This is a genomic window from Phyllobacterium calauticae (assembly GCF_019991125.1).
In the GTDB taxonomy this organism is placed as follows: domain Bacteria; phylum Pseudomonadota; class Alphaproteobacteria; order Rhizobiales; family Rhizobiaceae; genus Phyllobacterium; species Phyllobacterium calauticae.
Genome location: NZ_JAGENB010000005.1, coordinates 360,005 through 379,615 on the forward strand (window position 1 = coordinate 360,005; position 19,611 = coordinate 379,615).

General features: G+C 59.3%; 18 protein-coding genes. 11 read left to right on the forward strand and 7 right to left on the reverse strand.

Annotation, left to right across the window (positions count from 1 at the left end):
* Nucleotides 1-61: 61 nt before the first annotated feature.
* On the forward strand, nt 62-451 hold the full coding sequence (locus J1W56_RS19140) for a nuclear transport factor 2 family protein (RefSeq protein WP_223614884.1): 390 nt from the start codon (nt 62-64) through the stop codon (nt 449-451).
* Nucleotides 452-484: 33 nt separating this feature from the next.
* On the opposite strand, the gene J1W56_RS19145 is transcribed toward J1W56_RS19140, so the two are convergent.
* The gene (locus J1W56_RS19145; protein ID WP_223614885.1) at nt 485-1,525 is read right to left on the reverse strand and encodes a dipeptidase; all 1,041 of its coding nucleotides are present in this window, start codon (nt 1,523-1,525) and stop codon (nt 485-487) included.
* Between the two features lie 335 nt (nt 1,526-1,860).
* Between J1W56_RS19145 and J1W56_RS19150 the strand changes: the two genes are divergently transcribed.
* The 7 genes from J1W56_RS19150 (at nt 1,861) to J1W56_RS19180 (ending at nt 9,470) form a co-directional block, all read left to right on the forward strand.
* Complete coding sequence (locus J1W56_RS19150; protein ID WP_223614886.1) at nt 1,861-3,459, forward strand: ABC transporter substrate-binding protein; 1,599 nt, start codon at nt 1,861-1,863, stop codon at nt 3,457-3,459.
* A complete protein-coding gene (locus J1W56_RS19155) occupies nt 3,456-4,469 on the forward strand; it encodes an ABC transporter permease (RefSeq protein ID WP_223614887.1) in 1,014 nt (337 codons plus the stop codon). The genes J1W56_RS19150 and J1W56_RS19155 overlap by 4 nt, the downstream gene beginning before the upstream one ends.
* On the forward strand, nt 4,466-5,368 hold the full coding sequence (locus J1W56_RS19160) for an ABC transporter permease (protein WP_223614888.1): 903 nt from the start codon (nt 4,466-4,468) through the stop codon (nt 5,366-5,368). Before J1W56_RS19155 ends, J1W56_RS19160 begins: the two co-directional genes overlap by 4 nt.
* An 8-nt stretch (nt 5,369-5,376) precedes the next feature.
* Entirely contained in the window at nt 5,377-6,207 is an 831-nt protein-coding gene (locus tag J1W56_RS19165) for an ABC transporter ATP-binding protein (RefSeq protein ID WP_223614889.1), read from the forward strand.
* Nucleotides 6,204-6,944: an ABC transporter ATP-binding protein gene (locus tag J1W56_RS19170; protein ID WP_223614890.1), complete on the forward strand. Its 741-nt coding sequence runs from the start codon at nt 6,204-6,206 to the stop codon at nt 6,942-6,944. Before J1W56_RS19165 ends, J1W56_RS19170 begins: the two co-directional genes overlap by 4 nt.
* An 11-nt stretch (nt 6,945-6,955) precedes the next feature.
* Entirely contained in the window at nt 6,956-8,470 is a 1,515-nt protein-coding gene (locus tag J1W56_RS19175; protein WP_223614891.1) for a serine hydrolase domain-containing protein, read from the forward strand.
* A 91-nt stretch (nt 8,471-8,561) separates the two neighbouring features.
* Nucleotides 8,562-9,470: a LysR family transcriptional regulator gene (locus J1W56_RS19180; RefSeq protein WP_223614892.1), complete on the forward strand. Its 909-nt coding sequence runs from the start codon at nt 8,562-8,564 to the stop codon at nt 9,468-9,470.
* 53 nt (nt 9,471-9,523) lie between these two features.
* Here J1W56_RS19180 and J1W56_RS19185 read toward each other — a convergent pair whose 3' ends face one another.
* From J1W56_RS19185 to J1W56_RS19210, 6 genes are all read right to left on the reverse strand, one after another.
* Nucleotides 9,524-10,393 (reverse strand): D-amino-acid transaminase, encoded by an 870-nt coding sequence (locus J1W56_RS19185; protein ID WP_223614893.1) that lies wholly within the window; start codon nt 10,391-10,393, stop codon nt 9,524-9,526.
* Nucleotides 10,394-10,433: 40 nt separating this feature from the next.
* Entirely contained in the window at nt 10,434-11,504 is a 1,071-nt protein-coding gene (locus J1W56_RS19190; RefSeq protein WP_223614894.1) for a DmpA family aminopeptidase, read from the reverse strand.
* Between the two features lie 138 nt (nt 11,505-11,642).
* On the reverse strand, nt 11,643-11,900 hold the full coding sequence (locus J1W56_RS19195; protein ID WP_105733511.1) for a DUF982 domain-containing protein: 258 nt from the start codon (nt 11,898-11,900) through the stop codon (nt 11,643-11,645).
* A gap of 104 nt (nt 11,901-12,004) precedes the next feature.
* Nucleotides 12,005-12,676 (reverse strand): hypothetical protein, encoded by a 672-nt coding sequence (locus J1W56_RS26095; RefSeq protein WP_319025568.1) that lies wholly within the window; start codon nt 12,674-12,676, stop codon nt 12,005-12,007.
* A gap of 329 nt (nt 12,677-13,005) precedes the next feature.
* Nucleotides 13,006-14,331 (reverse strand): GGDEF domain-containing protein, encoded by a 1,326-nt coding sequence (locus tag J1W56_RS19205; protein ID WP_223614895.1) that lies wholly within the window; start codon nt 14,329-14,331, stop codon nt 13,006-13,008.
* 45 nt (nt 14,332-14,376) lie between these two features.
* Nucleotides 14,377-15,135, reverse strand: coding sequence for a transporter substrate-binding domain-containing protein (locus J1W56_RS19210; protein WP_223614896.1), 759 nt, complete (start codon nt 15,133-15,135; stop codon nt 14,377-14,379).
* Nucleotides 15,136-15,410: 275 nt separating this feature from the next.
* Between J1W56_RS19210 and J1W56_RS19215 the strand changes: the two genes are divergently transcribed.
* The 3 genes from J1W56_RS19215 (at nt 15,411) to J1W56_RS19225 (ending at nt 19,603) form a co-directional block, all read left to right on the forward strand.
* Nucleotides 15,411-17,501 (forward strand): putative bifunctional diguanylate cyclase/phosphodiesterase, encoded by a 2,091-nt coding sequence (locus J1W56_RS19215; protein ID WP_223614897.1) that lies wholly within the window; start codon nt 15,411-15,413, stop codon nt 17,499-17,501.
* Nucleotides 17,502-17,664: 163 nt separating this feature from the next.
* Nucleotides 17,665-18,681: an ABC transporter substrate-binding protein gene (locus tag J1W56_RS19220; protein WP_223614898.1), complete on the forward strand. Its 1,017-nt coding sequence runs from the start codon at nt 17,665-17,667 to the stop codon at nt 18,679-18,681.
* 103 nt (nt 18,682-18,784) lie between these two features.
* On the forward strand, nt 18,785-19,603 hold the full coding sequence (locus tag J1W56_RS19225) for an ABC transporter ATP-binding protein (protein WP_223614899.1): 819 nt from the start codon (nt 18,785-18,787) through the stop codon (nt 19,601-19,603).
* The last annotated feature ends 8 nt before the right edge of the window (nt 19,604-19,611 follow it).

Consider the following 19,611-nt stretch of genomic DNA (forward strand, 5'->3'; position numbering starts at 1 on the left):
CGATGCCCACGCCCTCCGGTGGTTTCGGCCGATACGGAATAAAAGGGGAGGAGATGATGAGATGACCACTGCATTCGATACAGCCGATGAAGCCGCCATTCAGCAGTGCGAAGAACGCCTGAGGTCTGCGATGCTGCGCAGCGACGTTGAAGCGCTCGATGTGCTGCTGGCCAACGACCTCATTTTCATCGATCATCAGGGACGCCGGATTGAAAAGGCGCAGGACCTTGAAGCGCATCGCAGCGGTGTCCTGGCGCTCGAACAGATCGACGTCCTCGACAGCATCATCCGGCCGCTTGGCAATGCAGTCCTGGTTTCGTTGCGGGTCAGGTTTACCGGAACCTATTACGGCGAAAAATTTTCTGAAAAACTGGCCTTTACCCGTGTCTGGAGCCGCACGGCGGATGACTGGGCCGTTACCCTGGCCCATTGCTCCAGAATCACCATGTAAACAAAAGCAGCGAACCGACCGGCGAAACGCCGGTCAGTTCGTCCAGGTGCGTTCGAGAACGCTTATCCAGTTGCCGTGGCAGATCTTGTCGAGCGCCTCCCCATCATAGCCCGCCTGGCGCAGGGCATCGACCAGCAATTGCAGGTCGCCGGCATCGCGCATGGCGGCTGGAATGGTTGTGCCATCGAAGTCCGATCCAAGCGCAACATGATCGATCCCGATGCGATCGACGATGTAATCGACATGCCGCACCAGCTCACTCAAATCCGTGTCGGGATTTCTCACGCCGTCCTGACGCAGGAACAGGACGCCGAAGTTCAGGCCGACCAGTCCGCCTGTATCGCGGATCGCGTCGAGCTGGCGGTCCGTCAGATTGCGGCTGTGCGTGCACAGCGCATGCACATTGGAATGCGAGGCCACGAGCGGTGCATCCGATATGGCCGCAATATCCCAGAACCCCTGTTCGTTCATGTGGGAGAGATCAACCATGATCCGCAGCTCATTGCAGGTCCGGATCAGCTGTTTGCCATGGTCGGTCAGGCCCGGCCCGATATCCGGGGAACTGGGAAAGCGGAAGGGCACGCCGTGGGCAAAGATATTGCTGCGGCTCCACACGGGTCCGAGCGTGCGCAACCCCGCCTGATGCAGGACGTAGAGTGCATTGAGGTCGGGTCCGATGGCTTCCGCGCCTTCGATATGGAGCACCGAGGCAAACGCCCCGTCTTTCATTGCATTGCGGATATCATCCGCCGTCCGGCAGATGCGCAGGCGGTCCTTCGCCTGCCGTTCGATCCGTGTCAGAAGCGCGGCCATGGCCAGGGTGGTGTTGAGCGCACTTTCCATGTCCGGCGTGTTGTAATCGCCATTGGTATTTTTCTGCGGCGATGGCGTCGGAACGTAAATCGCACACAGTCCTCCCGCCAGTCCGCCCTTTTTCGCGCGCGGCAGGTCGATATGACCCACATTTTCCCCCTCGATGAAGCGCTTCTCCGGCGACGGTTCGGTCGACATCCAGAGGCGGAGCAGGACATCGTTGTGCCCGTCGAAAACCGGGACGATTGAATGGCTGGTCATGGGTCAGGAAACCTTGGTGCGTTTTGCGGTGGCGGGAGCGAGTCCCGAAGCTGTCACCAGCTTTGGCGCGAATACCGGCAAATGGCAAATGCGTTTTCGGTCGCTGCCCATGCGCGCAACGCATCGGCGCGCCTGTTCCGTACCTCTGTTCCCGCCGCATGCACAGTGTGCATAGGTACTGCCAAAATCGGCATTGGCCGCCCGTTCAACCAGCATGATAGAGCCTGCTTAAAAAATTGACACGCAAGAAATTTGGGCGGCGAGCCAGTCAGACGATGTCTGCGGCGGGGCGACGTCCGGGAACAAAAATAACCATGAGCAAAGGGGCACGCAACATGATCTCAAGACGCAATCTGTTGATTGGCGGCGCAGCGATACCGTTTCTATCCTATGTCAATCTGACCCAGGCATTTGCCGATACACCGAAGGACATCCTTGTTGTCGCGCAGCAGATCGACAACATGACAAGCCTCGATCCGCATGAAAGCTTTGAGGCGGTCGGCAGCGAGATTGCCGGCAATATCTATCACAAGCTGGTGCATCCCAATCTCGAAAATGCCGATCAGGTTGATGGCGGCCTTGCCGAATCATGGGAAGCCGATACCGACGGCAAGGTATTCACGTTCAAGATGCGCGCGGGTGCAAAGTTTGCCAGCGGTGCGCCGGTGACGGCCGAAGACGCGGCATTTTCCCTGCAGCGCGCCGTCAAGATGAACAAGGGACCCGCGTTCATCATCACGCAGTTCGGCTTTACCGCCGAGAATGTCGAGCAGCAGATCAAGGCTGTTGATGACAAGACATTGAAGATCACGCTTGAAAAGCCGGTTTCCCTGTCCTTCCTGCTCTATTGCCTGTCCGCCAATGTCGGCAGCATCGTCGAGAAGAAGGTGGTTCTGGAAAACGTGGCAGGCGACGATTTCGGCAATGGCTGGCTGCAGAAGAACAGCGCCGGTTCCGGCGAGTGGGTGCTCATGGCCTGGAAGCCCAGCGAAAGCGTCACGCTCAAGGTCAATCCGGAAGGCGCCTATAAGGGCAACATCAAGCGCATCATCCTGCGCCATGTGGTCGATCCGTCATCCCAGCTGCTGATGCTGCAGAAGGGCGACGCCGATATCGCGCGCAACCTGACGACCGAGCAGCTGCGCACGCTTCAGGGCGACGAGAACTATACGCTGGTGCAGAAGGGCGTGGCTTCGCTGGTACTTATCTCGCTCAACCAGAAGAACCCGAATCTGGCCAAGCCGCAGGTCTGGCAGGCGGTCAAGTGGGCGATCGACTACAAGGGCATCCAGCAGAACATCGTGCCGCTGACGCACAAAATCCATCAGAGCTTCCTGCCTGAGGGCTTTCCCGGCGCCGTGAACGACACGCCGTTCCAGAAGGATGTCGAAAAGGCCAAGGCACTCATGGCCGAGGCAGGCCTTGCCGGTGGTTTCGATATCGTCATGGACCATTATTCGGCCCAGCCCTATCCGGATATTGCGCAGGCACTTCAGGCGAACCTTGCCGAAATCGGCATCCGCGTTCAGCTGCAGGCGGCCGAAAACCGCCAGGTTCTGACGAAAATGCGTGCCCGTGAACATCAGATGGCGCTGTCCGCCTGGGGTTCGGACTATTTCGATCCGCATGCCAATGCCGATGTGTTCAATATCAATCTCGACAACTCGGACAATGCAAAGACCAAGCCGTTCCTCTGGCGCTCGTCCTGGCAGGATGCGGAAATGACCAAAAAGGCCGAGGAAGCCCGCGACGAGAAGGACCCGCAGAAGCGCATCGAGCTCTACGAAGCCTTGCAGAAGGCGCATATGGAGCACAGCCCCTTTGCCCTGATGCTGCAGACAAAAACCACGGCTGCCTGCCGCAAGGCTGTTTCGGGCATGCGCCTTGGCACATTGTCTGACTCCCACTCCTATGCAGGGATCGCAAAGGCTTGAACGCGCGGATAAAAAATCTGTCCAGCCTTCTCGGCAGTGTCTTCCTGACACTGCTCGGGCTGACGGTGATCACGTTCATGATCGGCCGCGTCATGCCGGTCGATCCCGTGATCGCCGCCGTGGGCGACAATGCGCCCGAGGCCGTCATCGCCCGGGCGCGGATCGAAATGGGACTGGATCAGCCGGTGGTGATCCAGTTCCTCCACTATCTCGCGCAGATCGTTCAGGGTGATCTTGGCAAATCCATCCTGACCCGCAATCCTGTGGCGACCGATATCGCGCGTTATTTCCCGGCCACGCTGGAACTGGCAACCGCGGCACTCATTCTTGCCGCCGTGATCGGCATTCCGCTTGGCGTCTGGGCCGCCGTTCGGCAGGGAAGCTATGTCGACCAGACCATCCGCGTCATCTGCCTCGCCGGCCATTCCGTTCCGGTTTTCGTGCTGGCGATGATTTCGCTGCTGGTGTTTTACGCCGTGCTCGGCATTGCGCCGGGGCCGGGGCGTCAGGACATCATTTTTCAGGATATGGTGCCGCACGTCACCGGCATCCTGACAATCGACTCCATCATTGCCGGGGATTGGGATGCGCTTTATGACGCGCTCATCCACATGATACAGCCCGTCTGCATCCTCGCTTATTTCAGCATGGCCTACATCACGCGCATGACCCGCGCCTTCATGCTGGATGCGCTCAAGGGCGAGTTTGTCATTACTGCGCGTGCCAAGGGGCTTTCTGCCGCCGCCGTTGTCTGGAAACATGCCTTTCCGACCGTCGCAGTCCAGCTCGTCACGGTTCTCGCGCTCACCTATGCCGGTTTGCTGGAAGGGGCGGTCGTGACGGAAACGGTGTTCAGCTGGCCGGGCCTTGGGCAATATCTGACCATCTCGCTGATGAATGCGGACATGAACCCGGTTGTGGGCGCAACGCTGCTGATCGGCCTGATCTATGTCGTTCTCAACCTGCTCGCCGATATCTTATACAAACTCCTGGATCCACGCGTCCGATGATACAGACATCTTTTCGTAACTGGGCGCTGGATGAAACCCCCGCCTCGCGCTCGCAAGCCAATTGGGGACGCCGGTACCGTATCTGGCTGAGCCTGAAGTCCAATCCTTTGGCGATGATCGGCCTCGGCATCATCCTTCTGTTTGCCCTGCTGTCGCTGCTGGCACCCTTGATCGCGCCCTATGATCCGAGCCTGCAAAATCTCGGCAACAGATTGGCGCGTCCCTCGGCTGTGCATTGGTTCGGAACGGATGAACTGGGGCGGGATATCCTGTCGCGCATCCTGTTCGGCGGCCGCGTCACCCTTGGAATGGTGGTGTCGGTGGTAGCCGTCGTTGCGCCGATTGGTCTGGCTGTGGGTTGTGTTGCCGGATATATGGGCGGGGTGGTCGATTCCGCTCTCATGCGGATCACCGACGTGTTTCTGGCGTTTCCGCGTCTCATTCTTGCCCTCGCCTTCGTCGCTGCGCTGAAGCCCGGCGTGGAGAGTGCAATCCTTGCGATCGCCTTGACCGCATGGCCGCCCTATGCCCGGCTGGCCCGGGCGGAAACCATGACGATCCGCAACACCGATTATGTCGCCGCGTACCGCCTGACCGGCGCATCGCGCTGGCGCATCATGCTGCGCCATATCGCGCCGCTGTGCGTGCCAAGCCTGATCGTGCGCACCACGCTCGACATGAGTTCGATCATCATCACTGCGGCCAGTCTCGGTTTTCTCGGCATGGGCGCGCAGGCGCCGTCCCCGGAATGGGGCGCGATGATTGCCACGGCCAAACGCTTCATCTTCGAACAGTGGTGGGTTGCGACAATCCCGGGAATAGCGATCTTCATGGTATCGCTCGCCTTCAACTTCCTGGGTGATGGCCTGCGCGACGTCCTCGACCCGAAGCAGAATTAGGAAACAGGATGCTGGTCGATATCAAGAACCTTCGTATTGCCTTTGAAACGCGAACAAGCCGGTTTGAGGCCGTGCGCGGCGTATCCATGCAGCTGGGTACCGAAAAACTCGGCATCGTCGGCGAAAGCGGTTCGGGCAAGTCCCTGACGGCGCGCGCCCTGATGAAGCTTCTGCCAAGCAATGCCAAGATTGAAGCCGACAGGCTTGCGTTCGATGGCATCGATATTCTCGGTGCTTCGGAACGCGGCATGCGCCAGATCCGCGGAAAGCGCGCCGGGTTCATTCTGCAGGACCCGAAATATTCGCTCAATCCGGTGAAGACGGTGGGCAGCCAGATTGCCGAATCATGGCGCACCCACAAGAAGGGCAGCCGGAAAGAAGCGGCGGAAGCTGCCATTGAACTGCTGGATCAGGTGATGATCCGCGACCCCCGCAAGGTGGCCGGTGCTTACCCCAACGAGATTTCGGGCGGCATGGGACAGCGCGTCATGATCGCCATGATGCTGGCGCCCGATCCGGAACTGCTGATTGCCGATGAACCGACCAGCGCACTCGATGCAACGGTGCAGGCGGAAATCCTGCGTCTCATCGACGATCTGGTGTCGCGCCGGGGCATGGGCCTCATCCTGATCAGCCATGACCTGCCGCTGGTCTCGCATTTCTGCGACAGGGTTGCCGTCATGTATTCCGGCCGGGTTGTGGAAGAGCTCAAGGCTTCCGAGCTCGCCAAGGCACAGCATCCCTACACGAAGGGCCTGCTGAATTGCATGCCGTCGCTGATGCACCCCAAGGAAAGACTTCCCGTTCTCACTCGCGATGCAGCGTGGCTCAATCCATGATCAAGGTCGATCAACTCAGAATCTCGTTCGGCACGCATGAAGTTGTCCGCGGCGTTTCCTTTGATGTTGCCAAGGGCGGCAGCTTCGGCATCGTCGGCGAAAGCGGATCGGGCAAATCAACGGTTTTGCGCGCGATGGCCGGTCTCAATGAAGACTGGAGCGGGCGCATCGCCTTCGACGGCACGGATGCGCCGCTGAAACGTCCGCCGGCCTTTTTCCGTCAGGTGCAGATGGTGTTCCAGGATCCGTTCGGTTCGCTGCACCCGCGCCAGACCATAGACCGGATTCTCAGTGAACTCCTCCTGGTGCACAAACTGCCGGACGTCGAAAAACGCATCAAGCAGGCACTTTCGGACGTTGCCTTGCCGCAGACCGTGCGCTTTCGCTATCCGCACCAGCTTTCCGGCGGCCAGCGCCAGCGTGTTGCCATTGCCCGCGCGCTGATTGCCGAACCGCAGGTCCTGCTGCTGGACGAGCCGACCAGCGCGCTTGACGTGTCGGTGCAGGCGGAAATTCTCAACCTCTTGGCCGATCTCAGGCAAGCACGGAATTTGACCTATGTCCTCGTCAGCCACAATCTGGCAGTCATCGCGCATCTGTGTCCGCAGCTTGGCGTCATGCTGAACGGCGAGATGGTCGAGCAATTGAGTGCCGATGATCTGCGGGCAGGACGCACGAAACACGCGCATACGTCGGCGCTTCGCACGTTGAGCATCAATCTCGAAGAACCGGCATAACGGAGGACAGGATGTCCGTCAGTTTGAATTGGGCGGCCGCTGCGGCCTGTGCCGAAAACTTTGCAAGTCAATGGCCGGCCAACGAGCCGGGCGGGGCCATCATCGGTTTCGATAGGCAAGGCATCCGCTTCGCCTATGCCGGAGGATTGGAAAGCCTCGCGACAGGCACGGCGTTTTCAGCTGACAGCGTGGTACGCTACGCCTCGGTGACCAAGCATGTTTTTTCGGCAATGGTGCTACAAAACGCTGGTCTTATCACGCTGGATGATCGCCTCGGTGACCATCTTGCGGAGCTGCAGCCGCCTCTCGCCGACGTGACCGTTGGCCGTGCCCTCGACATGAGTGGCGGTCTGCCGGATGTGCGCGAATGCCTGACGCTTCTCGGGCTGTCCGTTTATACGGAAACACAGAAACAGCCGCTGCTGGATTTTCTCAGCTCGCTGACGCGGCTGAACTTCGATGCCGGCACAGACGTTTCGTACTCCAACACCGGCTATCGTCTGGTCGAAGCGGCTCTCGAACGCAAGGGGAAGACCTTCGACGCTTTTGTCCAGGATGAGATTGCCGGTCCGCTGGCTATCTTCCTCAAGGCGCCGGAAGTGTGGAACGATCCGGTTTCCGGTCTTGTGCCGGGCTACTTCAAGGACGATGAAACGTGGCAGCTCAGCGCTGCTGGCCTGCATATCTCCGCGTCCGGCAGTCTGACGGGGAGCGGCAACAGCCTTGCCGTATGGCTGCAGCATTTGCTTGCGGACGGTGATCGCCATGCGGGCCTGCTCGCGGCACTTTCCGCCACCCGCTGCATGGGCGATGGCCGCCCATCCAACTACGGACTTGGTCTGCGCTGGTCGGAATTGGCCGGGCGCCGCTTCGTCGGCCATGGCGGTTCTCACCCCGGCTACAAATCCTATTTCCTTCTCGATGCGGAAGCGGGAACCGGGTTTGTCGTTGTGTCCAATCGCGACGATACCAACGGCTACAAGATTGCCCTGGCCGCGATGGGTGCCCTCACGGGACAGCCGCTGCCACAGACAAACTGCACCATTCCCGACGGTCTCTACGTCACGGAAACCGGCCCGTACTGGATTGAAATGGCGGGCGGCATTGCCACCTATCTCGACGCCGAGGACACGCTCTATGACGATGGTGACGGCTGGTTTTCATCGCGATCCGCTTCCTCGCCGATGCGGCTGCGCTGGACCGGCACGGCCCTGGAAGGCGAGGCGGGTTATATCAACCGGCGATTCCTGCCGGTAAAGCCGGGACTGGCATCCGCCGACCTGGACGGCCATTGGGTCGCCGCTGAATATGGGGCGCGTTTCGATATACGCGATGGCATGGTAAGCATGGGGATCGGCCCGACGCGCCATGCCATGCAATTGGTTCCCCTGGGCAATGGCCGTTTCCTCTTCACTCTCATCGATGGACCCTGGCGCAAGCGCATCTGCCTGCATTGTCTTGCCGATGGAAAAGTCGAGCTGGTTCTCAGCCGCAGCCGCATGATGGAATATACGCTGGCACGCTGATTTTGATTTGAAATCCGCATCGCTTTCCGTAATACGGGAAGGCGCCCGCCCATCGCGGGTGCCTTTTTGTTGTGAAGCAGGAACCGTCCCATTGGAAATCAAGTGGCTCGAAGACTTTCTCGCGCTGGCGAATACGCTGAATTTTTCGAAAGCTGCCGATGAGAGACATGTCACGCAGTCCGCTTTCAGCCGGCGCATCAAGCAGTTGGAAGCCTGGCTCGGAACAACCCTCATAGATCGGGCGACCTATCCGTCCCGCCTGACCGATGCGGGAGACAAGTTTGTGCCCGTCGCGCAGGAGGCGTTGAAGACGCTTCATCAGGCCCGGCGCAAATTCAAGGTGGACGAGGGGATCGATGCGCACACGATTACCTTCACGGCGCTGCACACCCTGTCATTCACTCTTTTCCCGGAATGGCTGAAGGCGCTGAACACAAAAACCGGACCGGTCCTTTCCCGGTTGCGCCCGGACTCCGGCATCATGGAGCAGAACGCCAATTCCCTGGTGGATGGCGAATGTGATTTCCTTTTGACCTACGCCCATGCGTCGGTGCCGTTGCTGCTCGATCCCCTGGAATTCGAGTATCAGCTGCTCGGTTCGGAAAATATCATTCCGGTGTCGGCACCCGGCGCCGATGGAGAGCCGTTGCACGCGTTTGGCCGCGAGGGGAAACCGGTCGCCTATATCAGTTATGAAAAGGCTTCGTTCTTCGGCCAGCTGATGGCCGACCTCTTTGCCAGGCGGCAGCCCGACTACACGCTTGTGCATGAGGGCAGCATGGCCGTCGGACTGACGGGCATGGCGCTTGCCGGCTGGGGTGTCGCCTGGGCACCGGAGAGCCTGACGCGAGCCGATCTCGCGCAGGGCGCGCTGGTCCGCGCTGCCGATCCAAGCTGGGATATCAGCGTCGACATCCGGCTTTACCGGTCCCGGCAAAACCGGCGGCCTGTGGTTCGCCGCGTCTGGCAAGCCATCGCCGAAATGACGTCATCGCACTGACGCCGTCCGATCTGCCTTGCCGATATGGAAAGGCAGATCCGCGGCGCCGAGGGTCAGACCGCCGTCTTGTACGCGTGCTCGATATACAATTCACGCAACCGCCGCATGACGGGGCCGGGTGTACCGTTGCCAACGGGCAGTCCGTCGATCGTCGTGACCGGCAGGACAAAGTTGGATGCGCTGCTCATGCCCGCCTCGGTGGCGGCAAGAGCCTCGGTGAGGCTGAACGGGCGCTCCTCGATACGCATGCCGGTTTCCTGTGCCAGCTGCAGAAGAGCGAGACGCGTGCATCCGGGCAGCGTCTTGCTGCTGTTGGCGCGGGTGACGATCGAGCCTTCCGGTGTCACGATATAGGCCGTCGAGGATGCGCCTTCGGTGACCAGGCCATCTTCGATCATCCATGCTTCCTGGCAGCCCGCTTCCCTGGCGATACGTTTGGCCAGGACCTGCGGCAACAGGCAGGTGCTCTTGATATCCCGGCGCGCCCAGCGCATGTCGTCGACGGATTTGATGGCGAGCCCCGTATTCACGGCTGGCAAATCGAGCAGCTTCTTGACCTGGGTGAACATGATAAGGGTTGGTTCGAGGTCATCGGAAAACAGAAAGTCCCGTTCCTCGGCACCGCGCGTCATCTGGAGATAGATCAATCCCTCGACGAGCGCATTCCGCTCGATCAGGGTCTTTTGAATCTGCTCGATCTCCTCGGGGGAGACCGCCATCCGGATGCCGATCTCATTCGTCGACCGTTGCAGCCGCGTGGTGTGAGGCTTGCTGTCGACCAGTTTGCCGCCAAGAACGGCAGTGACTTCATAAATCCCGTCGCCGAAAAGAAAGCCGCGATCAAAGATGGAAATACGTGCTTCCGCAGCGGGAACGAACGCGCCGTTGACGTAGGCGATGCGGCTGTCGGCCGTGTGTTTCATGGGAACTCCTTGGTATGAAAAGGGTGCGCCGGCCGGAAAATCACCGGCGGGCGAGGCGCTTCAATGTCTCGAACGAGATGGCCTCGATCCGGTTGGGGCTCGATGTGCCGGCATTGAAACCTTCGGTGGTTTGCGCCATGCACAGGGAATTGAGGATGCTTTCTTCCGTTGCTTCGATGGCTGCCTCGAACAGCGGCGACACAAGCTCATTCGGCAGATCCGGTATTGCCGTGACTTTCTTGCGCTGCTTTTTCGTGCGGCGAACCTCCGTTGCGGTGGAAAAGGCCAGGGCGTAATCGCCCGAACCGTTGCTCAGCGCCGCACCGGTTCGGGCGAGGCCGCCAAAAGCGCGTGTGGCCAGACGCTTCAGATTGCGGTCCGACAGGGGCGCGTCTGTGGCCACGATGATGACGATGGAGCCGTCCCGGTCTTCGCTTGCCGAACTGGCATAGGGTGACCCATCGATGCGCAGATGTCCGCCGTAATTGGACTGGACGAGAATGCCGACGGTATAATCCTTTCCGCCCGTGCTGACGCGTCTGGAACTTGTGCCGATGCCGCCTTTCAGGCCGAAGGCCACCGTACCCGTGCCCGCGCCGACGCTTCCTTCCGCGACAGGACCGTCGGCGGCCGCTGCAAGCGCCTCGCCCATCTCCGCGATGCTGGGGCGCCCGCTGCGGATGTCATTGAGACGGGAATCATTGGTTTCGCCAACCACGGCGTTGATGGAGACCAGCTGGCCATTGTCCGGCTGCGACAGGGTCCAGCGGTTGATGGCTTCAATGGCCCTGCCGGTTGCCAATGTGTTTGTCAGAAGAACCGGCGTTTCCATCTCGCCCAGCTCTTCGATCTGGGTCGAGCCGGCGAACTTTCCGTAACCGTTGAGAACGGCAATCGCGGCCGGTACCTTGTCCTGGAACAGGTTGCCGCCATGCGGCAGGATCGCGGTGGCGCCGGTGCGGATGGTTTCGCCTTCGACAATCGTCACGTGCCCCACATGCACGCCAGCCACATCGGTGATCGCGTTGAGCGGACCGGGCGGATAGTGGCCGGGAGCAATGCCGATATCCCGCGCTCGCGATCGTTGTGTATTGCCGTTGGCCTGTGCCATCCCGTGCGCTCCCTTATGGCGTTTTCATAGCGCTCTTCCGCACGGGATGGCATCGCAAATGTGGAATAGTTCTATGTCGAATGCGCAATAGGCATGGCACAGCAATTTACCGCGACCATAACGATCAGGCGAGGCAGGCTAATGCTGAGGTTTGACCTCAAGGAAAATGCCGGCCTCGCGTGCCGCATCGACAAATGCACGCCGGGCCTTGTGGGCTGGTTTCCACCCATCAAGGGCGTCCATACAGGATTGGAGTGCCTTCCGGTATTTGGGGCCGTGATTGCGCGGCCAGTGGATTTTGAGACATTCTACCGCTTCCCATGTGCTGTAGATCATCCTCTGTCCCGCAATGCCCAATCGTACTGCAACGGGGACAGAAAAACGTTTTTCACTCATCTCTTCCTCTTTTCCATCGCATGATTCCAACATCTCGATGATCGCAGAATTTTGGGGCAGCAATGAGTCATCCCTGCCGCAACCGGCGTTCCGGCATGCTTGGGTCAGAGCGATGTGGGGACATCGCCATGATCCACCCTGCGTGAGAATTCCGTTTCCAGGCCCTGTGCAAGCCGTGCCGCCTGACCGATCCAGTCTTCCCGTTCAATGCGTCCGGGAAAGGCGAGGTAGCTCCCGACCCATTCCGCATTCTGATGGTTCCACGCCGCGATCTGGCTGAACGTCCAGATGCCGAGCTCGTTGAGTTTGATCTCGTTGGCATGGCCGACACCTGCTATCCGTTTCAGATTGTCAGGGGTTGCAACCCTGTCGATTGACGGCGGGCGCTGTCCGGGATGACCGTCGCTGGCCAGAGCCGTTGCGACCGGCGCGGCGGCAACCGGTGCCGCCGCCGGGGCCATGGCGGTTTGCTGTTGGACAGCCGGTTCGGCGGCGCGCAGACTTGCCAGCCAGCTGCCGGCGAAATAACCGACGATGTAGCTGCCGACAAGCAGCAGAGCCGCTTCCAGATACTGCCCGGCAAGGCCCGGCAGCCATTTCAGCACCGCGACGACGAGGCCGACGACGAAGAGCAGGCAAAGCAGTCTAAGCCAGCTTGGCCAGGAAACCGGCCGCCATGCCTGGACCGATCGCTGGAAGGTCATGAAACCCACTGCGATGCCCAGAAGAAGCGCAATCAACATCCAAGGCCAGTACGTCGAAAGTAGATAGGTCATTGCCGTTCTCTCCTATTTGACAGAGAATTCGATCGGGCGATCAAGCGCCTTGCCTATATCAGTATCGTTCGATGCAATCGGATATGGGGAACCGAGGTCGACGGCAGTCAGCCGCTCGGGTGATAGGTCGGCATTTGCCAGGCAAGTGGTGCTGGCCTTTGTCACTTTGAGGGCCGACTCATCGCACTGTCCTCGGATGAATAAAACCTTAAGTTGCAGCGACAACCTATACGTTTCCGCGCCTTCTTTCTAGTGACGCAATTTGTCCGGATTCTTCCCGATTGATCCACACAGCGTCAGAACGGCGCGTTGGCTGCCCGGTTACCGGCTCAAGCGACGATCGGCACGGCAATGTCGTGTCCGGCGATTGCCTTGACATTGTTCCGGCCGCTGTGTTTTGCCCGGTACAGCGCTTTGTCGGCATTTTCCAGAATCTGTTCCGAACTGTCGAAAACGCCGCTTCGCATCGACGCGACGCCAAGGCTGGCGGTCATTCTTATGATGTCGTCCTGCGGGGCCTTGATACGCAGGCTGCTGATCGAGGTCCGGATGGCCTCTGCCACGCAGACACCGTCTCCCAGGCTGCAGGCGGGAAGAACAAGTGCAAATTCTTCTCCGCCATACCGCGCGATATGACATACCCGGTCCGAGCAGACGCCGCTGAGGACGCTGGCGGCGGCTTTGAGACACGTATCACCGGCCTGATGGCCGTAGCGGTCATTGATGGACTTGAAGTGATCGAGATCGACCATGACGATGGCCAGATCATCGCCCCGCTCGACGGATGTGTTGAACGCCTCGACGAGCTTTCGCTCAAAACTGCGCCTGTTGGCGAGCCGGGTCAGGCCATCCTCCTCGGACAGGGTGTGCAGAATGGTGTTGGTCTCCAACAGGTCGCGTGACACCCGGCCATAGGCCTGAATGGCATCGAAAATGGTGGAAAGTTCGCGGAACAGGGGATGGCGGAACTTGACGTCGCCCGCTTCCTGCCGGTCAATCGACCCGAGATAGTTGATCGCCGTATGGATGGGGGCAATGATGTGGCGGGCCACAACGAACAGCGCGCCGATGGCGATTATCACCGGGAGTATCAGGATGACGATCCATGCCAGCTGGATCATCCTGGCGGTCTTCTGAATATCGCCCGACATCGCATAGGCGAGCGCTGCGGCGTCCGTCGTCAGGTCCTGTGTCAAGCTGTCCGTCAGATGCATGGCCGATTGATAGGCCTCGAGCGCCTGCTTATCCAGCTGTGCGGCGGAAATCCCTTCGGTTTTCGTTTGGGCCAGTGTCTCGCTTCGCCTGATCTGTTCCCGCTTGGCAATGATGCGCTTTACCTGTTCGGCGACTTCCAGCACCTTGTCGGCCAGTTGCGCATTGTTATCCAGGGTGAAGCTTCTGGCGAGGACATGGGTCTGCAGCTGCACCTGCCGTTCCAGTTCGCGATCCCGGGCGAGATAGGCTGAGCGGACAAGCGAGGCCAGCCGTTCGATCTTCAGGGCATTGCGGTTCTGGGCCAGGACGAGCGGCAGCTGGTTTTCCTGCGCGTAATCGGCGTTGCTTTCGATCTTTTGCAGCAGGAAGAATGAATAGCCGGCCGCCGCAACGGCATAGACGAGGACAAGCGCAATCAGGAGCTGACCTGCAGCCCGCATCGAAATTTGCATTCCCTGAAAAGGATTACGCATGTCGGGTAACGCCTAATAGATGCTGAATGGAAAGTAGTTGTTGTTGATCCGGTCATAGGTTCCGTTGAGCCGGATCTGGCTCAACGCCTCGTTGACCTGCTGGATAAGCTCGGTATTGCCCTTCGAGGCCGTCACATGCGATGTGCTGCGCAGGAGATCGCTGGTGAGCGGATCACCCACATAGTCGAACCTGGAGTTTTCGGGTGACTGCAGAAAGGCAAGCAATTCTATCGAGTCTGCCAGCATCAGCTCGACACTGCCGGAGGTCAGCAGTTTCTGAGCGGAGGGCTGGTCCGCGGCCAGAATGATCGTGCTTTCGGGGTAGACCTTCTTGAGATATTCAGCCTGCATCGTATCCTTGCCGGCGCCGATTTTAATGCCCTTCAAGGCAGCGGGGGAAATGTCGTGGAATTTCTGCGGATCGCCGGCAAAAGCCGAATGGGAACGGTAATAGGGCGTGGAAAATTCCATGCGCTTCGCGCGTTCATCGGTCAGCGACATGCTGGCAACCACGAGATCGTATTCGTGCTGTTCAAGCCGCGTGATGATCTCCACCCACGGCACCGTGACGATTGAGCAGTTTGCGTCCATCTCCTTGCAGAGGGCATGGGCGATTTCAACGTCGAAACCGGTCAGCTTGCCGGAGGCATCGATGAAATTGAACGGAGGGTAGGCGCCCTCGGTCGCTATTCTCAGTGTCTGCTTTTCCGCCGAAGCCATACCGCCGAGCGAAACCAAAGCTGCAATTGCAAGAGCCAATACCGATTTCATCTTGTGTGCCCCAAATAGCATTTTGAACCATTTGGTTGCCTCGAAATGAATAAAGTGTAACCGGCGCCCCGCGATGTCGCGACATGATTTATTTTGATTGAACAGCTCAAGTTCAAATTTAGAAAAACCGGCTTCAGCGGGACGTTTGTGTGCCGCCCGTGGGGTGAGCTGGAAATCAACCCAATAATAACCTGATCCGTTAATTCAACATCAAGTGTTTGTCCGTAGTGGAAGACCACGGGAGGATGCAAACAGGGACAGAGAGAACCGTAATCATGATGTTGGTGATGGCGTGTATCGGCGGAAAACACAACATTTGGCTTGTTCTCCTTGCGGCTTTCGTTTGCGTATCGGGTTCATGGGCGATCTTCCGCCTGTTCCAGCGGGCGGCGACTACAACGGGCCCGGAAAAAATCGGATGGCACTTCCTGACGGCAACGGCGGCGGGATCAGCGATCTGGTGTACCCACTTCATCGCCATGCTGGCTTATGATCCGGGAGCACCCGTCGCCTTCGATGCCGTCCTGACCATCGTTTCGCTTCTGGTCGCAATCGGCGGGGCGCTGGTAAGTTTCGTCATAGCCACGAGCGGATCGGGCCGGCTGCCTTCCATCGTCGGCGGTTCGCTGTTGGGTGTATCCATCGCAGCCATGCATTACACCGGCATGTTCGCCTATCGCGTCCAGGGTATCGTCGACTGGGACATGCCCTATCTGATGGCCTCGATCGTTCTGTCGGTCGTCCTTTCAGCCGTTTCATTGCACCTTGCCGTCAATGGCAAATTCAACAGGCGATTGGCCGCTGCGTCCGGCGTGCTGGCGCTTGCCATTGTCAGCCTGCATTTTACCGGCATGACGGCGTTCAAAATAACCCCGTTGTCGACGGCGGGTGCGTTCACCGATCATGCGGCCCTGCAGGCCATGGCCCTCGCGATTGCGCTGGTGGGCATGATTGTCGTGGGTACGGGGCTCGTCAGTTACCTCATCGATGACCGTACACGGGCGGATTCGTATCAGCGGCTGCGCCAGATGGCGATGAACGACAGTCTGACGGGCCTTCCCAACCGCGCCAGTTTCAATGACCGCCTCGACCGGGAAATCCGCGCCGCCGGCAATACCGGAAACCGGATTGCGCTGGTCTGCATCGATCTCGACCGCTTCAAGGAAATCAACGATGTCCGTGGGCATAGTTCCGGCGATGAGGTTCTGCGCACGCTGGCGCAGCGCATGAGCGATCTGTTGCACGACGGGGAATTTGTCGCCCGGCTGGGCGGGGATGAATTTGCCGCCATTCATCACGCGCACAACGGAGAAGCGCTGAACGGGTTTCTCGCCCGCATTGAAACAGCGATGTTCAAGCCCATCCGCATTGGCGATTTTGACGTGAACCCTGGAGCGAGCATCGGCGTTGCACTCTATCCCGACGATGCCGATACCAAGGAAATGCTGATCAACAATGCCGACCTTGCCATGTATCGCGCCAAGGCCGACCGGACCACGGCAGTCTGCTTCTACGAACAGGGAATGGACGAAACGGTCCGGGCCCGCCGGACATTGGCGGGAGAGCTGCGCGAGGCGCTCGACAACAATGAACTCGACCTGTACTATCAGGTGCAGACCGCTGTTTCGACCGGCGAGGTTCGCGGCTATGAAGTCCTGCTGCGCTGGAAGCATCCGAAGCACGGTTTCATCCCGCCGTCAGAATTCATCCCGCTTGCGGAGGAAACCGGGCTGATCCTGCAACTGGGCGAATGGGTCCTGCGGAGGGCCTGTGCCGCCGCCACATCCTGGACGCCTGCCTACAAGATTGCGGTCAATCTGTCGCCCGTTCAGCTTTCCCATGCGGACTTGCCGAAGCTGATCCATGAAATCCTGCTGGAAACCCAGCTGCCTGCCAGCCGCCTCGAGCTCGAACTCACGGAATCGACGATCATCGCCGATAAGGTCCGGACCCTGCATATCCTGCGCCAGATCAAACAGCTGGGTGTCACCATCGCCCTCGATGATTTCGGAACGGGATATTCGTCGCTTGAAACCCTGCGGTCGTTTCCCTTCGATACGATCAAGCTGGACCGTTCCTTCATGAGCGAAGTCGAGACGAGCCCGCAGGCAAAGGCCATTATTCGCGCGGTTCTCGCGCTGGGCAAGAGCCTCAGCATCCCGGTTCTGGCCGAGGGCATCGAAACGCAGAGCCAGCTGTCGCTTCTGGATGCGGAGGGGTGCGATGCGGCGCAGGGCTTTTATCTGGGCAGGCCCGCCCCGCTGGACCAGATCATGATCAGCGGCCAGATCAGCAGGATTGAAGACGGTATTGCAGCAGAAGTGCCGCTGCCGCAACCAACCACCATTCTGGCTTTGTCGGCCTAGAATTCCACCGTTCCACAGGGGCATCGCAGAACAGAAAAACGGCTTTTCGCCGCTGAAAGCTAACTGAAAGGTTGCGTCGTCTATAGTACCCCTGCATCCATAAGAACACACCCACGGTGTGACAAAGAATTGAGGGTGCGGGAAACAAATCGAGGACGGAACAATGGCACTTTCACGCTCTTTTTTTCACACGGCTTCTTTTGCCGTTTTGATGGCCGCCAGCACATTCGGTGCCGGATCCGCCGCTCATGCCGATGACAAGATCACCATCATGGTGGGCGGCTATGAAAAGCACATTTATTTGCCTGCAAAGCTTGCCGAAGCGCTCGGCTATTTCAAGGACGAAGGCCTGGATGTTGAATTGCTCAACGAACCGGCCGGTGTCGATGCCGAAAACCAGCTGCTGGCAGGCGCCGTCCAGGGCGTTGTCGGTTTCTACGATCACTGCATTGACCTGCAGGCCAAGGGCAAGCTTGTTGAATCGATCGTTCAGTTCAGCCAGGCGCCGGGCGAAGTCGAACTGGTTTCGACGAAACACCCCGAGATCAAGTCTGCGGCTGACTTCAAGGGCATGAGCCTCGGCGTCACCGGGCTTGGCTCCTCCACCAATTTCCTCACGCAGTATCTGGCTTTCAAGAGCGGCTTGCAGCCCGGAGAGTTTACATCCGTGCCTGTCGGCGCCGGAGCGACATTCATTGCCGCCATGCAGCAGGACAAGATCCAGGCTGGCATGACAACCGAGCCGACCATCTCGCGCATGCTCAAGACCAAGGAAGCAAGCGTCCTGATCGACATGCGCACGATTGAAAGCACGCGGGCCGCTCTCGGCGGAACCTATCCCGCCGCATCGCTCTATATGGAAACATCGTGGGTCGATGCACACAAGGAAACGACGCAGAAGCTGGCCAATGCCTTCGTCAAGACCTTGAAATACATCAACACCCACAGTGCGGATGACATTGCCGACAAGATGCCGAAGGATTTCTACGTCGGCGACAAGGAAGGCTATGTAAAGGCGCTTGCCGACGGCAAGGGCATGTTCACCGCAGACGGCGTGATGCCGGCGGACGGTCCGCAGACCGTACTGAACGTTCTGTCGAGCTTTTCCAAGAACGTCAAAGGCAAGCAGATCGATCTTTCCAAGACCTTCACGTCTGAATTCGTGAAAGCTGCCAAATAACCTTTCCGAGCCTATCGCTTCCGGCCGCCAGCGGCTGGAAGCGATCCCTTGGTATCGGGCATTGCGTGCACGCCCGTTATTCAGCACGCCCCAGGTATTTGCCATGAAAGACAATGCATCCCAGACCCCTGCCATTGAATTGATCAATGTCAGCCGTCGCTTCGTTTCACCGACCGGCAAGTCGCTGACTGCCTTGCGCGATTTCAACATGGTGGTCGAACCCGGCGAGTTCGTCGCCGTTGTCGGACCGACAGGTTGCGGCAAGTCCACAACACTCAATCTCGTCACCGGACTTGCCCGGCCAAGCGCCGGCGAAGTGCGCCTCATGGGCGGCCCGGTCAATGGTATCGATCCGAGAGTCGGCTTCGTGTTTCAGACCGACGCGCTGTTCCCGTGGCGCAATGTCATTGACAATGTCATGGCCGGCCCGCTCTTCCGGGGAAAATCCCATGCGGAAGCCACCCGCAGCGCCAGGGACTGGCTCGCCCGTGTCGGGCTGTCCCGCTTCGAGCAGCACTATCCGCACCAGCTTTCGGGCGGCATGCGCAAGCGCGTGTCCCTGGCCCAGACTTTCATCAATGAACCTGAAATTCTGTTGATGGACGAGCCGTTCTCGGCGCTGGACGTGCAGACCCGGACCGTGATGCACGAAGAGCTGTTGCGCCTGTGGGCGGAACGCAAGGCCTCGGTCATCTTTGTGACGCACGACCTTGAGGAGGCCGTTGCCCTCGCGGACAAGGTCTATGTGCTGACTGCCGGACCCGCAACGGTGAAATCCGTCTATCCCATCAATCTCCCGCGTCCGCGCGTGGTTGCTGACATTCGCTACGAGCCCCGTTTCATCGAATATTGCCGCACGATCTGGGAAGATCTGCGCGATGAAGTGGAAATGAGCTATCGCCGCGCCAGTCAGGCAGCCTGAACCGGAGG